This is a genomic window from Lysinibacillus sp. RU7 (genome assembly GCF_057837305.1).
Window position 1 is genome coordinate 1 of sequence record NZ_JBYQFK010000033.1, and the last position, 18,744, is coordinate 18,744.

Here is an 18,744-nt window from a genome sequence, read left to right on the forward strand (position 1 = left end):
TGTTTTAGTTCTTCTATATTCATTTAACATATATCGATTGTATCAGTTCAATTATGAAACTGCAACTTAAATACATTAAAAATTCAGATAATTAGAGCGCCGGTTTTGGCGCTCCTTATCTGACCTCACTTTCATCCCAAGCCTAAAGGCAAAGGCTTTCCTGTTCGGAAAATCTGTAAAACATTTATACTGCGATGCGCTTCTGCCTTATAAAATAATTCCATTCCCTTATCAGATGCTGAAATTCGGTAGCCAGTCCACCGATCTGTCGTTGGCGCAACCTTTATTATACTGTGATACAGAATTTTAATTTTAAATGGTCCACCTTTAACTAATAGGTAATCTTCATGTAAAACATACTTCACAGAAATGACGTACCACCATACACAAATGGCTGAAATGAGAAACATCGTAGACATAATGATGACAATTGATAATGATGTTATGAGGGGAAGCAGTGTGATAGCCCCCATTATCCAAATCATTAAGAATATAAATAGTGTAGAAAACATATCTACTTTTGCATGATAAACCATCACGTCAAGCACACCTTTCTTGCGATATTTGTACAAATATTTCACAAAAAACGCTAGCTATTACTGGGCAATAAAATCCGTCCGCCTTTTATATTAAATATCTCTACGTTAAGTCGCCGCTGCAGAAGCTGCTGCTTGGTCAGCTTTCACACAATCAATTGCGATCACGAGGGAAATAATGATCGTTTCCATTTGTTCATCCATGATTTGAACTTGATAGCTATCGCCCCAAGTGAACCACTCCTTGCTCACTTTCCCAATCACTTCACCATGCTGTAACACCTGAAAATTCATATCCCACCAGTTCCCTTGTACCTCAATTCCTGCTGCATCAATCGTATAGCGTGCTTTCAAAAACGAAAACTCCTTCTTAATCGTCAGCACCTCTCGACCATTCACCTCAACAAAAAACTTCGGTAAAAAGCTAAACACCTTTTTTGTAATAAGGGCGACTTCCTCCCTTGCAGCATTCATAATAGAAAACGTCTTTGGAATTTGCAGAAAACTACCCTCCACGTAATAAACGTCATTCTCCTGCTGGTCCTTTACCGTAAATTTACCGCTTAGACTAAACACCTTCTGTTTAATATACAGTTGCTTCACATTACCCCTCCTCGTAACTTGCTAAAGAATTGATTTCATATAAAAAATACTTTTATTATAAGGTTCTTCTTAATCGATCAAGTGAACTTTAATACTTTACCAAAATACAATTCTTTTATTACTAAATAAAAATTAGTTTCATTAACTCCACCACATGGCCAAAACAAATAATGACCAGAGAGAAGTAAGTATGCTTATAAAACCAATGACCAAGAAATATACACCGATTTTATTTTTATCAAATATTTTCTTTTTACTGGCGATATAGGTTAATACAATTGTGACTAAATACAAGAAAACGCTTGTAGCGGTTAGTATAGTTAAATAATATACAGGTGCTACTGAAGCCATATTTTCATTCATAAAATAAGCAATATCCTGACCAAATATTCCGAATATAGTCGCTAAAGTCAGGCAGCTAAATATAAGAATATTAGATTTTACCACTACCCCTACCTCCGCATTAAACACAGTTTTGTTCAACAAGAACTATACGCCGCATTTTACTTTCTGACACTATCATACATTATTTTCTAAAAGATTACGCTACTTGAAAGATAATTCCAACGAAACTCTTAATATCACAAATTTCCAAATCAACTCAACGAAACCATATTTTAATAATTGATATAGTCAACCAAAGTAATAGATAATGATGTCGTTAAAAATCTATTACAAAGGAAGATGATAATGAAGCATAAATTAAAAAAATATTTATTTGTCCCCGCTATGGTAACTGCATTATTAGCTTCTCCATTTAGTGCTGTTGCCTCAGTCAATGACATCCACATGTCATATTTATATGGCGAAACTACTGATACCTACATAAAAAATATAGATTCAGCTCAAGGTGCATTAAATACGGCTACCCCTTTATTTTACGAGTTAAACGCTGACGGCAGTCTGAAATCTTTAATAGATCAGAGTTTAATAAAAGAATTACATAATCGGGGATTAAAAGTAGTGCCATTTATCTCTAACCATTTTGATCGTAAATTAGGTCAAATCGCCATGCAAAACCGAGAAAAGTTATCCACTCAACTCGCGGATTCGATCGTGAAAAATAATTTAGATGGGATCGATATCGATATTGAAAATTTAAACTATACAGATAAAGAAGCATTTACAGATTTTATTCGATTATTACGCGAGAAAATGCCTCAAGATAAAACCGTATCTATAGCGGTTGCTGCAAATCCGAATGGATGGACAATTGGATGGCATGGTTCATATGATTATTTAAAACTAAGTGAGTATAGTGATTACTTAATGGTAATGGCCTATGATGAAAGCTGGAATGGTGGTCCGGTTGGTCCTGTCTCGAGTTTATCTTTTGTTGAAAATTCGATTAAATATTTATTAAAACAAGGAGTAAATTCGAATAAAATCGTTTTAGGCCTTCCTTTTTATGGTCGAATTTGGAAAGATAGCGAGAAAATCGGGGGCTATAGTGTTCCGAATAAATCTGTAAAAGGTATTGTGGATAAACATAATGGAAAATACTATTTTGACGATGCTTCCAAATCGCCTTATGCTAAATTCACAGTTAAAAGCAGTGATTCCCCCACGTATGTTGAGGGAAAAAAACTAACACCGGCGAATTATACACTATGGTACGAAAATGATTTATCTTTAAAATATAAATTAAGATTAGTAGAAAAATACAATTTAAGAGGAACTGGTAGTTGGGAATTAACTCAAGCAGATACAGGAATATGGACTTTTTATTCGGCTTGGGCAAATGGACAGCATCATTTTATCGATTCAGAAAATCATTGGGCTGAAAATGATATTATGTCCCTTTACCGAAAAGGCTGGATTAAAGGCAAAAACGAATACACGTTTGACCCAAACGGTGATTTAACAAGAGCTCAAGCTATTTCTATCATCGTAAACGCAATCGGTTTAAACAAAACAAACGAAACAGTACCGAACTACTTTAAGGATGTGCCAACGAACCATTGGGCAAAACGGGCTATTGAAATTGCACATAAATACAATATTGTCAACGGAACGAGTGCAAACAGATTTGAACCAAATGCCAAAATTACAAGAGCCCAATTTACAGCTATACTATCAAGAGTTTTAGATTACCCAATAAATAATACGACGGAATCACCTTTTTATGATGTACGAAAAGATCATTGGGCGTATGTAGATATTTTAAAACTAAGCAGCAAAGGCATTATTAGAGGAAAAGTAGACGGTGGATTTGATCCGAACGATCATATTAAAAGAGGGCAAATGGCCGCGATGGTAAATCGGGCAAGTGAAGATTTAGAAAAATCTCCAATGAAAAAATAAGTTCTCTCCCCATGAGGTAGACAGATGAAAAAATAAAATCTGTTTATCGAATTAACGAGTTCGGTTCAGAAGTACAAAACTTAAATAAACATCATAAATAACAATGAAATTAGCATCAAAATCGAACCGTATTTAACATTATAAAAAGCACAATAAAAGGCATCGTCAATAACCGCTGCCTTTTTGAACATTATAATAGGAGACCCGTCAGATTTATGAGGATTAACAACGTTAAGCAAAAAATTGTTCCCAAACGAGCTTTGTGTGCTTTTTTTCTTCAACTAACGGCGTAGTTTAGTTGAAGAAGCATGATAAGATTTAGTTAGAAAAGGGGGGAAGAGATTATATGAAATATACTTGTCCTTGTTGTGGCTATAAAACATTACCTGAAGAGCCACCAGATACTTATTATATATGTGGAATTTGTTATTGGGAGGATGATGGAGTTCAATTCTATAATCCAGATTCTGAAGGCGGAGCAAATGAAGTTTCGTTAAAGCAAGCACAAAAGAATTTTATTAAATTTGGGGCATCAGAAGAATGCTTTGTTGAAAATGTAAGAAAACCAAATGAAGAGGATATTAAAGACCCTTATTGGAAATCGTTTATTTAGAATAACGGTATTAAACTAAATGGCGCGATTGTTTAATACGTTTCATTTTTGCAGCAACTGGCGCATTTGTTGCGCTTGAAGCGAGATTTTCTTTTATTGGCGTATATGCACTCGGCTTTATCACCGCTTTCAGTGGAGGGGGCATTCGAAATTTGATTATTGTGGTCCCGATTACTGAACTTTAGGACCATGCCACCATCTTAACCGTGATTATGACGCTGACATTGATTGTATTAATACCACTGAAATGGATTAACCATTGGAGACGATGGTATTATTTTTTGATTCCATTGGGCTTGCTTCCTTTGGCTAGACTGGAGCTCCCCTCTTGAATTAACGCTAATCGTCCTAGTTGTGATCACTTTACGGATATCTGCTATTCAATTTCAGTGGCGGCTCCCACTCCCCTGCAACCTAAAAAATAAGTAGTAACATGCTGCTGTGTTCAAGTATGCTACTTATAAATAATTAAAGCCTAATTTTCTTCGTATTGTAAACGAGAAATTAGGCTTTTCTTTAAAATACTAGTCAGTGGTCGGTGCATTATAGCCTAATCTTAACCTCCGTACCGTCCTTAGCTTTGACATCTACTAGTACCATTCCCTTATAGTTTTTCAGTTCCTTAACGATAGGCTTTAGCGTTTTTTTATCTATTCGTGGAAAGGTAAAGTCCAATTTTTTTCTTTCGAAGTGCTCTTTTGCCCACTTGTTTGCACTTCGCTGAAAAAATGTTGAAGACACAATTGAAAGTACAATGTTTAAAATAGCATATGGAATTGGGATAGTAAACCGAACGTTCTTTGCTTTCACTTTTACATACATCATCAGCAAATCACTACTCAATGATGATTGAAACGGTATCCCCGTTTGCCGATTTAATATCAACAATTTGGCCATCTAACTCGTTTTCGATTGCTTCAATAATAAGGCTCATATCTATCTCTTTCACGTATTCTGCCGATTGCGGTATACTCGCCGCGATGCTGTGTCCAGCCACTAATACTGCCTTGACAAGTTTTATCGGTAAATTGACCGTGACATTGTCATTTTCAGCTGATACGACACGAATTTTTAGTGTCTTATCTAAATATTTAGTCGATTTTCCAACAAACTGATTACCTATTTCTTCTTTCTCTTTTAATACTTGAATCAGTTCTGATGCCTTATCCGCATCAAGCTTCCCTTCTTGAACCATCGTTAACACTCTTGCAATTTCCTCTTTCATGATCAATGCCTCCCTATTCCTCTTTTAAAAGCTTAATGGCTTCTTCTGGTGTAATTTCGCCATTTTCCAACATCGTGACAACTTTTTTCTCGTCTACTTTATTGTCATTCTTCTGCACATATCCAAGGGTTGAAATGATATCTGTTAGCTTGCCTCGAACTGTTGGATACGAAATCCCCAGTTCCTTTTCAACTTCTTTAATATTCCCTCTGCATGTTAAAAATACTTCTACAAAATGAAGCTGATCCTTTGATAAGGATGCCAGCTTAGATAATTCAAACTCATTTTCAATCGTCGTGTGGCAATGAGAGCAATGCAACTTTGTAATTTTCAATGTGTTACTGCAGACAGGACAATTTGTGATTACTTTATAAGCCATAATGAAATCCCTTCCTTTTAGTTAATTTGATTATACAACAAGGAATTGAAAATAAAAATAATTAAAATTAATTTTTTCAAACACAAAAATAAATAATGTTAATTTTAATTTCAATTTTATTGATTCCCCATTTTCATTATTGATTCAACCGACACCAGAACAGTCAAACAACAAGCAAAAAATGGAACTTATATCCTTTTCAATCGTATGAAGTAAGTGACATTAAAAGTGGAGGTAATGAAAGGAGGAGTTGAATTTGCTTAATAAGTTAATAGAACAAGCTAAGAACCCTAATGGAGTTTTAGATTCATTTATGTTAAAGATCATGAACTCTGCTCATATTGAAATGAACAAATGGGCTTTGGAGAAGATAAACATGAGAAAAGAATCTGTCATGTTGGATGTAGGCTGTGGTGGAGGAAAAACACTGCAATTACTGTCAAAAATGAATGCAGATGGGCAGATATACGGGATCGATTATTCCGAACAGGCAGTGAAAGATTCTATAAGAGCGAATAAATTAGATGTAGCAACAGGTAAAGTACACATTCAACAAGCAAGTGTAACGGACATTCCGTTTCCAGAAAACGCTTTTGTTATTATCACTGCTTTTCAAACACATTATTTTTGGTCGGATTTAGAAAGCAGTGTAAAAGAAGTTTTTAGAGTCCTGAAACAAGAAGGATGTTTCTTCATTATTGCGGAGATATACAAAATTAATTATCATATGAAAGCCTATAAAACACAGGAAGATATGGAGCAATTGTTAAAAACAATGGGGTTTAACACAGTAGAGTGTTATGTAAATCCAAATAAAAAATGGATATGTATTAAAGCGATGAAATGAGGTTGATACCGATCCCTACCTAGCGGATATTATTGAAAAGAAGTTTTATTCTACACCTGAAGTAGCTGGCTGGTTTGACATAACAGACGCACAGCTGCGTTACTATATTAAACCGTTTGAGCATTATATCTTCGATGATATGACGGACAACCCAACGACTGCGACGGTCATTCGGCTGAATCTCCGGTCGATCTTAAAGCTCCGGATGATTTTATTGCTGAAAGACGAGTACCGAGTAAAGGGTCTCAAGCGCCTACTCAGCATCGATGAAAACGGCTATATCGTCAAACAACCACCCGCTGCCACAACAGCACTCGCCCCACCAGATGAACTCGCCAATAAAGTCGAAGTGCTCAGTAACGTCCTACAGCAAATGATGCAAACCGGGCTTTTCAACATGCAACAAGACGATGAAAACGGCGCGATGCAAATTACACTCAACCAAGACTATCTCGCACAAAATACCCAATTACTTTCATTAGAATCCACCCAGCAGCTGAGCGCAATGCAGGAAAGAACAGAAAAGCTTACAGAAGAAAGCAAAAGCCTACAACAGCATCAAATGATCAAATCACGGATCACAGGTAGGAATAGTTATTAATCGGCAACATATATATACTATGCTACCGAGGTTAGTCGTTATTATAACGAAAAATGATGGTTCAATAAATTGGAGACATGACTTGCGATTTGTAAAAGAGACAATTTTAAATAATTAAAGGGATGAAGTTTTTAATTTTTATATTTATTAAAGATTAGACCTATTTATTTGGTTATTGTTTACAAATGTGTTGTGAAGTGATATCCTCCATACATACCAATAGTATGTATGGAGGCGGAAAACATAGCTCGAAATAAACATCCTGAAAAAACAGTTGAACAAATTCTTAGTATTTCGTATCGTCTATTTTTAAAAAAGGGGTATGAACAAACTACAATTCAAGACATTATTAATGAACTAGGAATGAGCAAAGGTGCAATTTATCATCATTTTAAATCGAAAGAAGAAATTCTAGAGGCAATTGGGGATAAGAAATTTGAAGATAGAAACGTATTTAGTAAGATTAAGGAGGCGGAGAATTTAAATGGTTTACAAAAATTAAAAAGAATCTTCTGTAACGAATTGGAAAGTATTGAAAAGCAACAATTTGATACAATAGCAAGCTCTTTATCGGATAATCCTAAATTCGTTAGTATGATTTTAAATGGTACTATGAAACGAGGCGTACCATTGTTTCAAGAATTAATAGAGGAAGGAAAAAAAGATGGTTCAATTCATGTAGAAGATAGTAGAAGTGCTAGTGAAGTCATATTGTTATTAATCAATGTTTGGATCAATCCAATGATAATTGGGAACAGTGGGGATGATTTAAAACGAAAAGTCTTATACTTTAAGCAGCTTACTGATCAAATTGGCGTACCATTTATCGATGAAGAAGTATTAGCTATCTTACATCGTTATTTAAACAACATACACAAATAATACACTGCCTTTGTAAAGGCGGTTTTCTCTTGAACATTTACATACCGTCAGTCGGTTTGATGCGTTGTCATTTGAAAAAGAATAGGAGGAACGAATTTATATGAAGCAGCATGACTTGTTTAAAAAAGATTTTACTTTATTAATTATTGGGCAGATTATATCTTTGTTTGGAAATTCAATTTTGCGTTTTTCTTTATCGCTGCATGTGTTGGACATAACAGGATCAGCTACTGCTTTCGGGAGTATTTTGGCAATTTCAATGGTTCCGACCATTTTGTTATCCCCTATTGGTGGTGTATTAGCAGATCGTGTGAATCGAAGAAATATCATGGTTTGTTTGGATGTTATAACTTCCTTAGTGTGTATCTTATTTGTCACACAAATCGGGAGTGACCATATTATTTTGTTAGTAGCGAGCATGATGATTATTCTTTCTATTATTCAATCAATATATCAACCTGCTGTACAATCAAGTGTTCCTATCATGGTAGATAGCAATCATTTGTTGCAAGCAAATGGCATTGTAGTGCAAGTGAACGCTTTAGCAAACTTTTTAGGACCTATTTTAGGTGGCATGCTGTATGGTTTTTTTGACTTAAAAGTGATTATTATAGTCAGTGCATTTGCATTTGGTATATCAGCAGCATTAGAAGCGTTTATTCATATTCCTTTTGTGAAGCAAGCATCAAATGGGAAGATATTTAATACAGTTTTTAGTGATTTAAAGCAAGCACTTCAATTTATTAGAAAGGATAATCCGATTGTATTTAAAATTTTATTAGTAATTGCAGGAATAAATTTATTTTTTTCATCAATGATCATGATTGGTTTACCTTATATTATAAAAGTACAACTTGGCTTGAGTTCACAACTATATGGTATTGCAGAAAGCTTCTTAGCAATCGGATCTATTGCAGCAGGGCTTTTAATTGGCTTAGTAGCAAAAAAATACACTATTTATAACGCTTATATATTTATTTTATTAGGTGGAATCGTTCTATTACCCATAGCCATTGTATCAGGTCTAAACGTGCATCCCATGTTTACTTACGTTGTAATTTGTATAAGTGCTTTTTTATGCTTAGCCTCTGTTGGGATTTTTTCGATTTTTGCACAAACATTTATTCAAAGTGAAACGCCAAATGAAATGCTTGGGAAAGTAAGTGCTATGATAGGGGCAATTGTGATGTGTTCTTATCCACTTGGGCAGTCTTTGTACGGTATTTTGTTTGATCGTTTTTCAAATCAAGTTTATCTCATTGTCTTTTTTGCGATTATTGTAGAATTATTTTTAGGGCTTTTGACAAAACAGTACCTGTCTAAACTCAAATCGAAACAGTTACGTGTAGCAAATGAATAACGAAAAAGCAAAGTAGTATACATGATTTGATTTTACTGCCTACAGAAGCAATCGTTTGGAATAAAGATGAATCAAAATAATAATGGGTTCGGTTGTTAAGTATAAAATGTAAAGGAAATTCAATTCGCAAATGTTATTAAGTATTAGCCCCTTCCCCTTAAAGTTAGCGTTTTATCATGTAGCTAATCTTAATTCATCTCTGCTTAGAATACGATAACCCAACACTTGCATTCGAAATCATCGATGATCTATTTGCTACATAAGATGAGTAGACTCCTTACAATAGTACCGAACTCAAACAACTGCTTGTCACAAAATATGACTTACATTAGGAAGCCATTGAGCGTGATGTGAAGCTCGTGCCAACAATATTCATTAACGGCGAAAAGCATTCATTTAAAGAACGCCGTGTGTACTCGGAATATCCTACTACCCTAAAAAAACTAAATGCCTAACGCGTAGTACCCCTCACTTCGAACACTCGGACAAATAAACTAAACGAGGGGCGATAAACTTTACAAAAAAGTCGAGCATTTTCGCAAAACTTTTCCGTTCTACGCAAATCGAAGAAGAGGCATTACTGCCGTATCGTGGAGTGCCTTGATTTACTAAATACCAAAAATAAAGCGAGCCATCATGAAATTTTTGAGGGCTCGCTTTTATCTATAAGCTTCTACTCGCAGAATCAGTTTTAATTAGGAACATACGTTAACATTTTTAAGGATGTTTGAGATGATTCATCATTAAATACTAAGTTATGCATACCATTGTCAGTCATAATTTCACTACTATATGGATAAACGCCCTTCATCATATTTTCCCATGCTTCAATTTCAATTTTTTGATTGATAAAGCGACAGGTTTTCGGAAAATAGAAACTTTCCCCATTTTAAAACGTATGTAAGGTGAGATGTATCGGTAAATATTCCCTCAATTAAAATAGCATTACTAATGTATTAATTTAAAATGGAATGGATGATTAAGTATGTTGAAAATCTCAATATTTTTAGCTGCAATTTTTCTTATTTCGTTTCTCCTATTATTTTGGTTTGTTCGCCATGAAAACAAAAAAGAAGAAAAAAAAGACAGTTTAATAACCTTAGCAATTGTTTCAGCTATATTTTCAGTAATTATCACATCCGTATTTGCATTTTTTCTGTTTATAATAATTGGTTCTACAAGTGTGATTGATAAAATATTTTCATTAAATCTAACTACCAATCAACTGTTATTAATCGGGATTTCCTTCCTAATTTATTGGCTTACAATTGATAATATTTTTGAAAAAGTTATTGGAGTATATGTTAGGTGAAAATGTCTTTTCCATTCTACTTTTAGCTTTTTCAAGGGTAATGTCGTTCTACATAATTGGAATAATACTAAAATTAACAGAATTCATAAACATGACCGTTTCGGTAGGCGTGCCTCTCATTTTCTTAGTGATTGATACGTTGTATTACTTCAAAAATAATAAATCATACATAAGCTAATATATTTTCTATATGAGTAACTAGGAGTTGTAAGTAATCTATATAGAAATTTTAACGAATGCTTTATTTCAAAAAATACGTCAATCACGCTTTGGGCAGTATACTGTTTTAATTTGTGTTCAACAATCGCGAAATGCAACCTTTTATTGTAAAATAAGTCAGATTACACAATGAAGTATTGTAAAAGGGAGTGGTCATCATTGGCATTTCATTACTAATTTTAATGGTTGTTGGCATTATTGCATTTTTAACGTTTATCATTCCTGCATTTATAGCTGTGAGAAAAGACAAGAAAGGAAACTCACCTCGAAAAACCTCTTATGTAATAGTAGGACTGTTGGTTTTGCACTGGGTATTTTACTTAGTGAGTGGTTATGCCCTGTTACCAACAAATATTGCGGATGCTGTGTTTATACCTATATGGTTGGCGTTATGCGTCGCAGGTGCAATCACAGCAGTCTATGAATTTAAAAACAATAAAGTTTTTGCTATTCCAGTTGCTGGCTTAACCATTATCAGTTTATTACTTTGTATTTTTAGCTATGGAATATCAAAGATGTAAATGGGATCCGAAAACTTCACTTTATTCAATTGCTGATAATTCGCTCTCTGTTACCCATTTATGATTTGTTATTTGCTCACCTGTTATAGAAGTAAAATCCACCATATAAACAGTCGTTTCTTCTGCTGAATCAATCGTGGCAGTTGCCCCGTGCATCCCTTCCATATGATCTGCATTCATCTTTACCTCTGTTCCCGGTTCTAAAGGAGCCTCGGCTACACCCTCTAATTCTTCGTGAATAACCCACTTATGATTTGTAATTGGTTCTCCGCCCATCGTTGGTGTGTAAGAGACGGTATATACCGTCGTATTATAGGCACCTACAACCGTTGCTTCAGCCCCCTTCATGCCTCCCATATGTTCTGATTGGATTATTCCTTTACTTCCAACAGGGAATGTCGGATTCTCAGCTGCTTTTAGCCCGTCTGGAATTTCACCTGAACTAGAATGATTCATGTTAGAATGGTCCATTCCATTCATGGGTTCATGATTTTGTGTTTCTTCTACGCTCCCCATGTTATGATTTGTCATTGCACTTCTCTCTTCTTGAGTTGTTTCATTTTGCAACGTTTCTTCCGTATTTTCTGCACATGCAGCAAGTGTTAATGAGGCAGATAACAACATCGTACTCATTATTTTTTTAGCTACCATTCTAATCCTCCTAATAAGCTCATTTCGATTAACTGCCACCCATTATAAACTTTGAATATGCAAAAATTATGCAGATAAGTATTTTTTATATCCCCCAATATATAATGGCATCAAAAATACCTAGGATAATCAAAATAACTCCTGCCAACCTTTGAATCGTTCCCCCTACTTTCACACTTTTTTTCATAATGAACCCTTTTACATCAAAGAACCAAATTAATGCTAATATGATGATAAGGGGAATAGATGTCGCAACACCAAAGATTACTGGTAGTACCAGTCCATAAGAAGTGGCTAGAACTATAGGCATTAACCAGACAAAAAAGAGAACAAACATCGTTGGACAGAAAGCAATGGCGAAGCTCGATCCAAGTAAAAAGGATCCTAACTTTCCTCCTTTAAAGCGCATAGGAAGATGCATCGTTAAACGATTTATAAACTTTAATTTTACAATGCCTAAAAGTACAAGTCCTGTAATGATTAATAATGGACCAATTATTTTACGAAATATCGGAAAGTATTCATTTATCTGTGTCTCAAATGGTTGTCCAAAAATCCATCCTAACAATCCTATTGACGTATAAACAGCAACTTTCCCCATAATAAAGGCAAGTATTTCTCCCCAATTGTTTTCCATTTGAATAGTACGATGACCATATAAAGTGATGGCACTCACATTTCCAGTTATTTGGCATGGAGCAACCGCACCAATTAATCCTAAAAGGAGTGTGACAATCATGGGAGAGTGTGCATATGAATTTAAAAATATAGAAATTGGTCCTGTTATTGTTTGGCTAATCTCAGACAATACACTATACATTTATGAAACACCTGCATTTTCTTATTAAATTAACTGCATCGTTGTAATACAAGTGCCGTCGTTTTCAAATGTAGAAAACTCAGACTTAACCATTTTCCCCTCATGTTCAATTTTTATTTGGTATGTTTGATTACGTGGTAGCCACAAGTCGATAAATCCGTTTGCTTGTGTTTGTAATATTTCATCCACTATTACGTTTCCTTCTGTATCTTCAATATATACGTTAAATTGTTCATTCCCCAATTCACCTTGACAGCCTGTTAAGCTGTGGTTTTCGCAAGGATGTGTTTCATTTATGTAAGGGGCAATCGAAACAAAAAACTCGTCTTCTGGTAGTTCATAAATTGTCTCGGTTCCGTCGTCACTCACAATTAATTCCTGAGATGTGATAGAAGCAGATTTGGCTTCGGTATTACGTACACTGTAATTGTGAACCATCTCTTTAATATCCTCTGTTTCAATTTTTACAGAAACATTTTCTTCATTTGTACTTTCCCCATTACAAGCCACTAATGTCATTGCAGCAAATAAAGTTACAACAAGCTTTTTCATTTGTATTCACCTCAAATTTTATAATAAAAATTTAACTCCATTTATAACCGATTCCCCAAACCGTTATTAGAAATTCCTCTGTTGGAAATCCTGCTTTTTTAAGTTTCTCTCTCAAATTCCGAATATGAGAATCCACAGTTCTGTTATCTGTCTCTGTCTCATATTCCCAGGCAATCTGTAGTAATTCCTCGCGTGTATATGTTTTAGTAGGTCTAGAAATTAATGCTTTCATAATATAAAATTCCTTCAATGTAAGTTGAACCGTTCTTTCCAAATACTTCAAAGAATACGTTTCCGTGTCTAAAATATAATCATTGTAAGCTACGGAGGTCTTACTCGTTTCATCAGAAGTACGTCGTAATAATGCATTTACTCTTGCGACCAATTCCCTTTCATCAAATGGTTTTGTAATATAGTCATCTGCTCCTGTATTCAAACCTTTGACTAAATCTATTTTATTGGTTCTTGCAGTAAGCATAATAATAGGCACATTTGAAAATTTCCGAATGGACTTACATACCTCCCATCCGTCTATTTCAGGCATCATGACATCTAGTAAAACCAGGTGCACTTTTTCTTTTTTTAGTATTTCGATTGCATGTTTGGCGCTCGTTTCCTTAATACACGTATATCCTTGAGGGATTAGAAATAATTCAACTAAATCCAACATCCTTTGTTCATCATCAACTAAAAGAATTGTTTGCATCATCAAACCTCCGACTATAACGTTATTGTAAATATGCTCCCTTCTCCTACTTTACTTTTAACATTAATGGTACCATCATGAGCCTCTACTAATTCTTTCACAACAGCAAGTCCAATTCCCGAGCCACCATATATACGTGACCTTGATTTTTCCACGCGGTATAGTTTTTCAAAAATAAACTCCAGTTCATCTGATGGAATCCCAATTCCTGTATCCGTTACAGAAATAATCGTTTCTCTTTCTTTATTATAGGCCTCTATAGTAACCTCCGAATTTTCATCTGAATACTTCAAAGCATTGTCCAATAGATTTAGCATAATTTGTTCCAATCGAATGGAATCAGCGTATATTTGGAAGTCTTTTTCACAAACAAGGTTTAGTTTCATTTTTTTTGTTTCATATGAAGGTGCAACAAGTTTATAAATATTTTCAAAAAATGGACGAGCCCAAAAGTATTGTTTAGATATCGTAAATGAAGTTTCATCAATCCTCGCTAAATCTAATAAATTTTTCACTAAATTCTTCATTCGCTCTGACTCTTCACCAATGATTTCAAGATAGTGATTTCGTTCTCCCTCACTTAACTCTTTTCTCATAGCTACTTTCGAATAACCAATTAAATAGGTTAATGGTGTACTTAATTCATGTGCAATAGATGCAAGAAATTCATTACGCTCACTTTTGAAATGTTGTAAATCATTAGCTAACTTCTGAATGGAACTTGATAATTCACCAATTTCATCTTTCCCCAATATAGGTAAGCTAACATTAAAATCACCTTTACTTAATTTCTCAGTAGCCTCTTTCATACGTATTAATGGTCTTGTCAAAACTTTAGATAATATTGCGTATACAATAAATAGCACAATAAAAATTGTCACTCCTGAGATAACAAAATGTAGATTCATACTATTAACCATTTGATTCATAGAATTTGTGCTTTGAAACATGAGGACATAGCCAGATTGATTTTTACTCACTTTATAAGGGTGCGCGCTCACAATATAAGGGGATCTTCTCCAATCTGAAACTATAACTTCATCTTTTTTATTATTAAGATCGTTGATTAAAAGGTTGTACTCTTCTAGCAACATGTAAGATCGATCAGAACTATTAATGATGTCACCTGTACTATTTGTAATTGCCACTTCTCTATTTTCATTTTTTTCCATCAAAATGATATGTTTTATTGTCATATCTGTAAAATTTTCAACAAGCACATCACGATGATTTGCGCCATTTGCTAGTAATAATGAAAATTCTTCCTCAACTCTTGTATTAATCATATTTTGATGAAGATAATACATAAGAAATAACTCTAATATTAGGACAACAATAAAAAAGTATGTTGCTAATTTTGTAGAGATTTTATTCAACTAAGAATTCGCCCCTCTCAGAAAAAAGTATAAACAATAAATATGAAAAAATTATGCAGATATTTAAATTACCTTTTATTTATTTCGTTTCATCATTAAAGTCTTATTAGTTTAATCATATAAAAGACGCAATTTAAAGCTTAAAAACCTTAGAATTAAGCTGGATTCTAAGGTTTTGTCGCCCATTGCATACGAAAAGCAATATTTCAAAACTTCACAGAAAACGAAGACCATATAATTAACCCCTTTTAACCTCACAAACGGTAACGCACTTAGCTTGAAAGCAAAATCTCAATTTTCCCTGTCCATTTTCTTGACATAGTATCAGGTCATGTTGGTTTGTAACAAAATTCAAGTGAAAAATTTTATCCACTCCTTATTTAACACCAAATGCAAAACCTCCATTTTGTAAAAGATCAAAATGGAGGTTTTCATTTTAGTTCAGCATGAGACTTTTATAAAAAAGGTTCATCATTTTCTAAAGTGGTGCTCTACAATCGGGTCCGTTTATTGAAAGTTGAATTAGCTTAACAACATTCATTTTTATTTCACAATGAATGCATCATCCATTCATGACATTGCTCTTTATCTCTAGGTCGCTCAGTCGATAGCTAGTTGAATTATTTTATTCGTAAGTTCACTGTCGGATTTAGTGAGTGGAACCAACTCATCGAAGTGATTACACTCCGGTTGAATCCAATACTCGCCCGGAAGACCCGCTGATTTCCAGGCAGCGTAGAAGTCATCCGACTGGCGCAGGAACTCGGAAGTCTGCTTACCACCTCTTGTTACTAGTAGTGGTGGAGCAAATTTGGGTAAATTAAGAATCGGGCTATTGCGCAAAATTTGGTCCCCAGTCAGCTGCAGGTAAGGCTGCACAAATGTGTACGGTAAGGGTTGAAGATCAAATAGTCCACTAATCGCACATCCACCACGTATGATATCGGGTGGTAATCCATAATCATTTTCCCAATCCGTTGCAAGTACCATTGCTACTCCGTGGGCACCCGCAGAGTGACCTGTGACAACTAATCGTTTGGGGTCTGCTCCGAAATCTGCAGCATGATTGTACGCCCAAGTAATCGCTGCACGATGCTGGCGAACAATCTCATCGATTGTAACAGCAGGGCATAAAGCATATGTAGGAATTATAACTGTAGCGCCTTGAGCCACAAGTCCTCGCGCGACAAAACTAAATTCTTTGCTTGTAAGCGTTCGCCAATAGCCTCCGTGAAGAAACACCACGACAGGTCCTCCTGGCTCACCGTGAAAAACATCTAGTCTTTCAGCTATTGTAGGTCCATACGGAATGTCTAGCGTGCAGTCCAGTTCTTCCCGAGCACTAGCACTCTCGCTTGCAAACCATTTTCCTATGGAGTTGAAATTAGATACACTTGCATCGATGTCATACTCTTGATTCAGCTCCTCTATTGAATTAAATACTCTACCTCCTGGTGTTTGATAAAAAGAACGCGTGTTAATTCCCGTATAAATACTCTCTTTGTTTAAGCTCAAAGTTTATCATTCCCTTTCAAATGAAGAAATCTCGTGAAGCTTTACTGTAGCCGTTATTTTTAATCCCACCCTAAATCATGAACGGGGGTTATACTTGTTATCATTTTTTGGGAATTAAATCACTTTATTCCCTTCTTAAACAAGAATAGCTGTAGTATCGCACCACAAATATGTAATTCTTTTTCATTACTCATTTATAATAACACAGCCCATATTTTAGCACTCTATACCACCAAGTTACGATTTTACGAATGCAAAAGAGCTACCTGTGTTCGGTAGCTCTTCATGATCACACTGTAATTTCTTTCTTTTTATATAGGCTTAAACGTTTTTCTGTAACATGGAACAGCACTTCAAGTAGTATACAAATCACCCAATAAACAACCGCTGCTACTAAGTACATTTCTAAGAAATTATAGCCTTGGTTCGCTAGCATTTTTGAAATAGCTAAAATTTCTACTACTTTTACTGCGAAGGCTAATGATGTTGATTTGATGAGGTTAATAAAAATATTCCCCATATTCGGTAACGCCATAATAATCATTTGCGGGAAAATTACGCGACGCAAGCCTTGCCATGTTGTCATGCCCACACTATGGCAAGCTTCCATTTGCCCCCCTGGAATCGAATTGATTGAAGCACGGAAAATTTCCGTCGTGTATGCCGCTGCATTCAGCGAATATACGACAAATGCATAAAATAGCGGTGAGACACTATGTGCATCCCAGCCAAGTGCCCATGATTCGTTTAACCAATCGACTACGACCGGTACGCCATAAAAAAAGACATACAATTGCACTAGTAATGGCGTGCCTCGGATAAATGACACGAAGACTGCTACCACTTCATGTAAAACACGCACTTTATATATACGGGCTAACGCCATCGCAAGCCCAAGAGCTGAGCCGATTAAAATCGCAACGATGGCAATCAGTAATGTAATCGGAACCCCTTTTAACACCTCGGGGACATGTTCAAGCGCAAATTGCCAATTAAAAACGGTCAATTTTATTCCCCCCTATGATTTTGCCACATTCACACGACCCTTTTTATATCGTGTTTCTAAACGATGAATTGTCACTTCAATGAACGCACAAACGGTCCAATAAATAATGGAAATGATGACATATACTTTAAACATCCCTAAGCCGTAGCTATTACCTATGATGATACGCGCCTGCCCCATAATGTCGAGCACCCCGATTGTAAAGGCGATTGTCGTATCCTTTAACAGTTCGATCGTCGTATTGCCTAAGTTCGGCAATGCTAACACAAATGCTTGTGGTAAAATAATGCGACGTAACGCCTGCGTATACGTCATGCCCACGCTATAGCATGCCTCTAACTGATCTGGTCCAACGGCCATATAAGCAGATCGAATCACCTCTGATAAATAAGCCGAAATATGTATGCTAAATGTAGCAATCGCAAAAACAAGTGGTGTTAAATCATTAATATAAATCCCAACGGCCGCCAATAGCTGCGGGACACCAAAATACACTAAAAATAATTGGACAAGTAGCGGTGTACATCTAGAGAAAGATATAAATACCGTCAATAACTGACACAAAACCGGGATTTGCTTAATCCGAATAATCGCAATGATTACCCCCAGAAAAAGCCCTAAAAACAACGATATAATCAGCATAAATATAGTTAAAGGAAGGCGAGCGATGAGCTGCGTAAATAACGCTCCCCATTCTGTTAAAGATGCATCCATTA

At 35.3% G+C, this 18,744-nt stretch carries 23 protein-coding genes; 9 read left to right on the top strand and 14 right to left on the bottom strand.

Features of this window, described 5'->3' with window-relative positions:
* Window positions 1–131: 131 nt before the first annotated feature.
* The 3 genes from AC3II9_RS18800 to AC3II9_RS18810 all read right to left on the bottom strand — a co-directional run bounded on the left by AC3II9_RS18800 (window position 132) and on the right by AC3II9_RS18810 (window position 1,586).
* Window positions 132–536, bottom strand: a complete 405-nt coding sequence (locus AC3II9_RS18800; protein ID WP_489157999.1) for a PH domain-containing protein — start codon at window positions 534–536, stop codon at window positions 132–134.
* A 108-nt stretch (window positions 537–644) separates the two neighbouring features.
* Window positions 645–1,139: an LURP-one-related/scramblase family protein gene (locus tag AC3II9_RS18805; RefSeq protein WP_489157913.1), complete on the bottom strand. Its 495-nt coding sequence runs from the start codon at window positions 1,137–1,139 to the stop codon at window positions 645–647.
* 141 nt (window positions 1,140–1,280) lie between these two features.
* Window positions 1,281–1,586 (bottom strand): hypothetical protein, encoded by a 306-nt coding sequence (locus AC3II9_RS18810; protein WP_489157915.1) that lies wholly within the window; start codon window positions 1,584–1,586, stop codon window positions 1,281–1,283.
* Between the two features lie 243 nt (window positions 1,587–1,829).
* Between AC3II9_RS18810 and AC3II9_RS18815 the strand changes: the two genes are divergently transcribed.
* The 3 genes from AC3II9_RS18815 to AC3II9_RS18825 all read left to right on the top strand — a co-directional run bounded on the left by AC3II9_RS18815 (window position 1,830) and on the right by AC3II9_RS18825 (window position 4,241).
* Window positions 1,830–3,443 (top strand): glycosyl hydrolase family 18 protein, encoded by a 1,614-nt coding sequence (locus tag AC3II9_RS18815; RefSeq protein ID WP_489157917.1) that lies wholly within the window; start codon window positions 1,830–1,832, stop codon window positions 3,441–3,443.
* Between the two features lie 346 nt (window positions 3,444–3,789).
* The gene (locus tag AC3II9_RS18820) at window positions 3,790–4,056 is read left to right on the top strand and encodes a CPCC family cysteine-rich protein (protein WP_489157919.1); all 267 of its coding nucleotides are present in this window, start codon (window positions 3,790–3,792) and stop codon (window positions 4,054–4,056) included.
* Between the two features lie 35 nt (window positions 4,057–4,091).
* Window positions 4,092–4,241, top strand: a complete 150-nt coding sequence (locus AC3II9_RS18825) for a TRIC cation channel family protein (RefSeq protein WP_489158001.1) — start codon at window positions 4,092–4,094, stop codon at window positions 4,239–4,241.
* A 358-nt stretch (window positions 4,242–4,599) separates the two neighbouring features.
* On the opposite strand, the gene AC3II9_RS18830 is transcribed toward AC3II9_RS18825, so the two are convergent.
* From AC3II9_RS18830 to AC3II9_RS18840, 3 genes are read right to left on the bottom strand one after another with little or no spacing between them, the layout of a single operon-like run.
* Window positions 4,600–4,881, bottom strand: a complete 282-nt coding sequence (locus tag AC3II9_RS18830; RefSeq protein ID WP_489157921.1) for a hypothetical protein — start codon at window positions 4,879–4,881, stop codon at window positions 4,600–4,602.
* A 10-nt stretch (window positions 4,882–4,891) separates the two neighbouring features.
* Complete coding sequence (locus AC3II9_RS18835; protein ID WP_489157923.1) at window positions 4,892–5,281, bottom strand: SHOCT-like domain-containing protein; 390 nt, start codon at window positions 5,279–5,281, stop codon at window positions 4,892–4,894.
* Between the two features lie 13 nt (window positions 5,282–5,294).
* On the bottom strand, window positions 5,295–5,660 hold the full coding sequence (locus AC3II9_RS18840; RefSeq protein ID WP_489157924.1) for a DUF2089 domain-containing protein: 366 nt from the start codon (window positions 5,658–5,660) through the stop codon (window positions 5,295–5,297).
* A 250-nt stretch (window positions 5,661–5,910) separates the two neighbouring features.
* Between AC3II9_RS18840 and AC3II9_RS18845 the strand changes: the two genes are divergently transcribed.
* The 6 genes from AC3II9_RS18845 (at window position 5,911) to AC3II9_RS18870 (ending at window position 11,402) form a co-directional block, all read left to right on the top strand.
* Entirely contained in the window at window positions 5,911–6,507 is a 597-nt protein-coding gene (locus tag AC3II9_RS18845) for a class I SAM-dependent methyltransferase (RefSeq protein ID WP_489157926.1), read from the top strand.
* A 214-nt stretch (window positions 6,508–6,721) separates the two neighbouring features.
* The gene (locus tag AC3II9_RS18850) at window positions 6,722–7,108 is read left to right on the top strand and encodes a hypothetical protein (protein ID WP_489157927.1); all 387 of its coding nucleotides are present in this window, start codon (window positions 6,722–6,724) and stop codon (window positions 7,106–7,108) included.
* Between the two features lie 228 nt (window positions 7,109–7,336).
* Entirely contained in the window at window positions 7,337–7,990 is a 654-nt protein-coding gene (locus AC3II9_RS18855; RefSeq protein WP_489157929.1) for a TetR/AcrR family transcriptional regulator, read from the top strand.
* A gap of 100 nt (window positions 7,991–8,090) precedes the next feature.
* On the top strand, window positions 8,091–9,350 hold the full coding sequence (locus AC3II9_RS18860; protein WP_489157931.1) for an MFS transporter: 1,260 nt from the start codon (window positions 8,091–8,093) through the stop codon (window positions 9,348–9,350).
* A gap of 985 nt (window positions 9,351–10,335) precedes the next feature.
* Window positions 10,336–10,662, top strand: coding sequence for a hypothetical protein (locus tag AC3II9_RS18865; protein ID WP_489157932.1), 327 nt, complete (start codon window positions 10,336–10,338; stop codon window positions 10,660–10,662).
* A gap of 368 nt (window positions 10,663–11,030) precedes the next feature.
* A complete protein-coding gene (locus AC3II9_RS18870; RefSeq protein ID WP_489157933.1) occupies window positions 11,031–11,402 on the top strand; it encodes a hypothetical protein in 372 nt (123 codons plus the stop codon).
* A 21-nt stretch (window positions 11,403–11,423) separates the two neighbouring features.
* On the opposite strand, the gene AC3II9_RS18875 is transcribed toward AC3II9_RS18870, so the two are convergent.
* The 8 genes from AC3II9_RS18875 to AC3II9_RS18910 form a co-directional block, all read right to left on the bottom strand.
* On the bottom strand, window positions 11,424–12,053 hold the full coding sequence (locus AC3II9_RS18875) for a DUF1541 domain-containing protein (protein ID WP_489157935.1): 630 nt from the start codon (window positions 12,051–12,053) through the stop codon (window positions 11,424–11,426).
* Window positions 12,054–12,138: 85 nt separating this feature from the next.
* Window positions 12,139–12,873, bottom strand: coding sequence for an urease accessory protein UreH domain-containing protein (locus AC3II9_RS18880; RefSeq protein ID WP_489157936.1), 735 nt, complete (start codon window positions 12,871–12,873; stop codon window positions 12,139–12,141).
* A gap of 24 nt (window positions 12,874–12,897) precedes the next feature.
* Complete coding sequence (locus AC3II9_RS18885) at window positions 12,898–13,425, bottom strand: CueP family metal-binding protein (RefSeq protein WP_489157937.1); 528 nt, start codon at window positions 13,423–13,425, stop codon at window positions 12,898–12,900.
* Between the two features lie 31 nt (window positions 13,426–13,456).
* Window positions 13,457–14,131 (bottom strand): response regulator transcription factor, encoded by a 675-nt coding sequence (locus tag AC3II9_RS18890; RefSeq protein ID WP_489157938.1) that lies wholly within the window; start codon window positions 14,129–14,131, stop codon window positions 13,457–13,459.
* Window positions 14,132–14,145: 14 nt separating this feature from the next.
* Entirely contained in the window at window positions 14,146–15,507 is a 1,362-nt protein-coding gene (locus tag AC3II9_RS18895; RefSeq protein ID WP_489157939.1) for a sensor histidine kinase, read from the bottom strand.
* A 600-nt stretch (window positions 15,508–16,107) separates the two neighbouring features.
* Complete coding sequence (locus AC3II9_RS18900) at window positions 16,108–16,752, bottom strand: alpha/beta hydrolase (protein ID WP_489157941.1); 645 nt, start codon at window positions 16,750–16,752, stop codon at window positions 16,108–16,110.
* A gap of 559 nt (window positions 16,753–17,311) precedes the next feature.
* Complete coding sequence (locus AC3II9_RS18905) at window positions 17,312–18,028, bottom strand: amino acid ABC transporter permease (RefSeq protein ID WP_489157943.1); 717 nt, start codon at window positions 18,026–18,028, stop codon at window positions 17,312–17,314.
* A gap of 12 nt (window positions 18,029–18,040) precedes the next feature.
* Window positions 18,041–18,742 (bottom strand): amino acid ABC transporter permease, encoded by a 702-nt coding sequence (locus tag AC3II9_RS18910; protein ID WP_489157945.1) that lies wholly within the window; start codon window positions 18,740–18,742, stop codon window positions 18,041–18,043.
* Between the last annotated feature and the right edge of the window lie 2 nt (window positions 18,743–18,744).

Excerpts from the sequence above, each read along its gene's own strand:
- AC3II9_RS18800 (WP_489157999.1), bottom strand. The coding sequence starts at position 536 with ATGGTTTATCATGCAAAAGTAGATATGTTTTCTACACTATTTATATTC.
- AC3II9_RS18815 (WP_489157917.1), top strand. The coding sequence starts at position 1,830 with ATGAAGCATAAATTAAAAAAATATTTATTTGTCCCCGCTATGGTAACT.
- AC3II9_RS18820 (WP_489157919.1), top strand. The coding sequence starts at position 3,790 with ATGAAATATACTTGTCCTTGTTGTGGCTATAAAACATTACCTGAAGAG.
- AC3II9_RS18830 (WP_489157921.1), bottom strand. The coding sequence starts at position 4,881 with ATGATGTATGTAAAAGTGAAAGCAAAGAACGTTCGGTTTACTATCCCA.
- AC3II9_RS18835 (WP_489157923.1), bottom strand. The coding sequence starts at position 5,281 with ATGAAAGAGGAAATTGCAAGAGTGTTAACGATGGTTCAAGAAGGGAAG.
- AC3II9_RS18840 (WP_489157924.1), bottom strand. The coding sequence starts at position 5,660 with ATGGCTTATAAAGTAATCACAAATTGTCCTGTCTGCAGTAACACATTG.
- AC3II9_RS18855 (WP_489157929.1), top strand. The coding sequence starts at position 7,337 with ATGGAGGCGGAAAACATAGCTCGAAATAAACATCCTGAAAAAACAGTT.
- AC3II9_RS18860 (WP_489157931.1), top strand. The coding sequence starts at position 8,091 with ATGAAGCAGCATGACTTGTTTAAAAAAGATTTTACTTTATTAATTATT.
- AC3II9_RS18865 (WP_489157932.1), top strand. The coding sequence starts at position 10,336 with ATGTTGAAAATCTCAATATTTTTAGCTGCAATTTTTCTTATTTCGTTT.
- AC3II9_RS18875 (WP_489157935.1), bottom strand. The coding sequence starts at position 12,053 with ATGGTAGCTAAAAAAATAATGAGTACGATGTTGTTATCTGCCTCATTA.
- AC3II9_RS18880 (WP_489157936.1), bottom strand. The coding sequence starts at position 12,873 with ATGTATAGTGTATTGTCTGAGATTAGCCAAACAATAACAGGACCAATT.
- AC3II9_RS18885 (WP_489157937.1), bottom strand. The coding sequence starts at position 13,425 with ATGAAAAAGCTTGTTGTAACTTTATTTGCTGCAATGACATTAGTGGCT.
- AC3II9_RS18890 (WP_489157938.1), bottom strand. The coding sequence starts at position 14,131 with ATGCAAACAATTCTTTTAGTTGATGATGAACAAAGGATGTTGGATTTA.
- AC3II9_RS18910 (WP_489157945.1), bottom strand. The coding sequence starts at position 18,742 with ATGGATGCATCTTTAACAGAATGGGGAGCGTTATTTACGCAGCTCATC.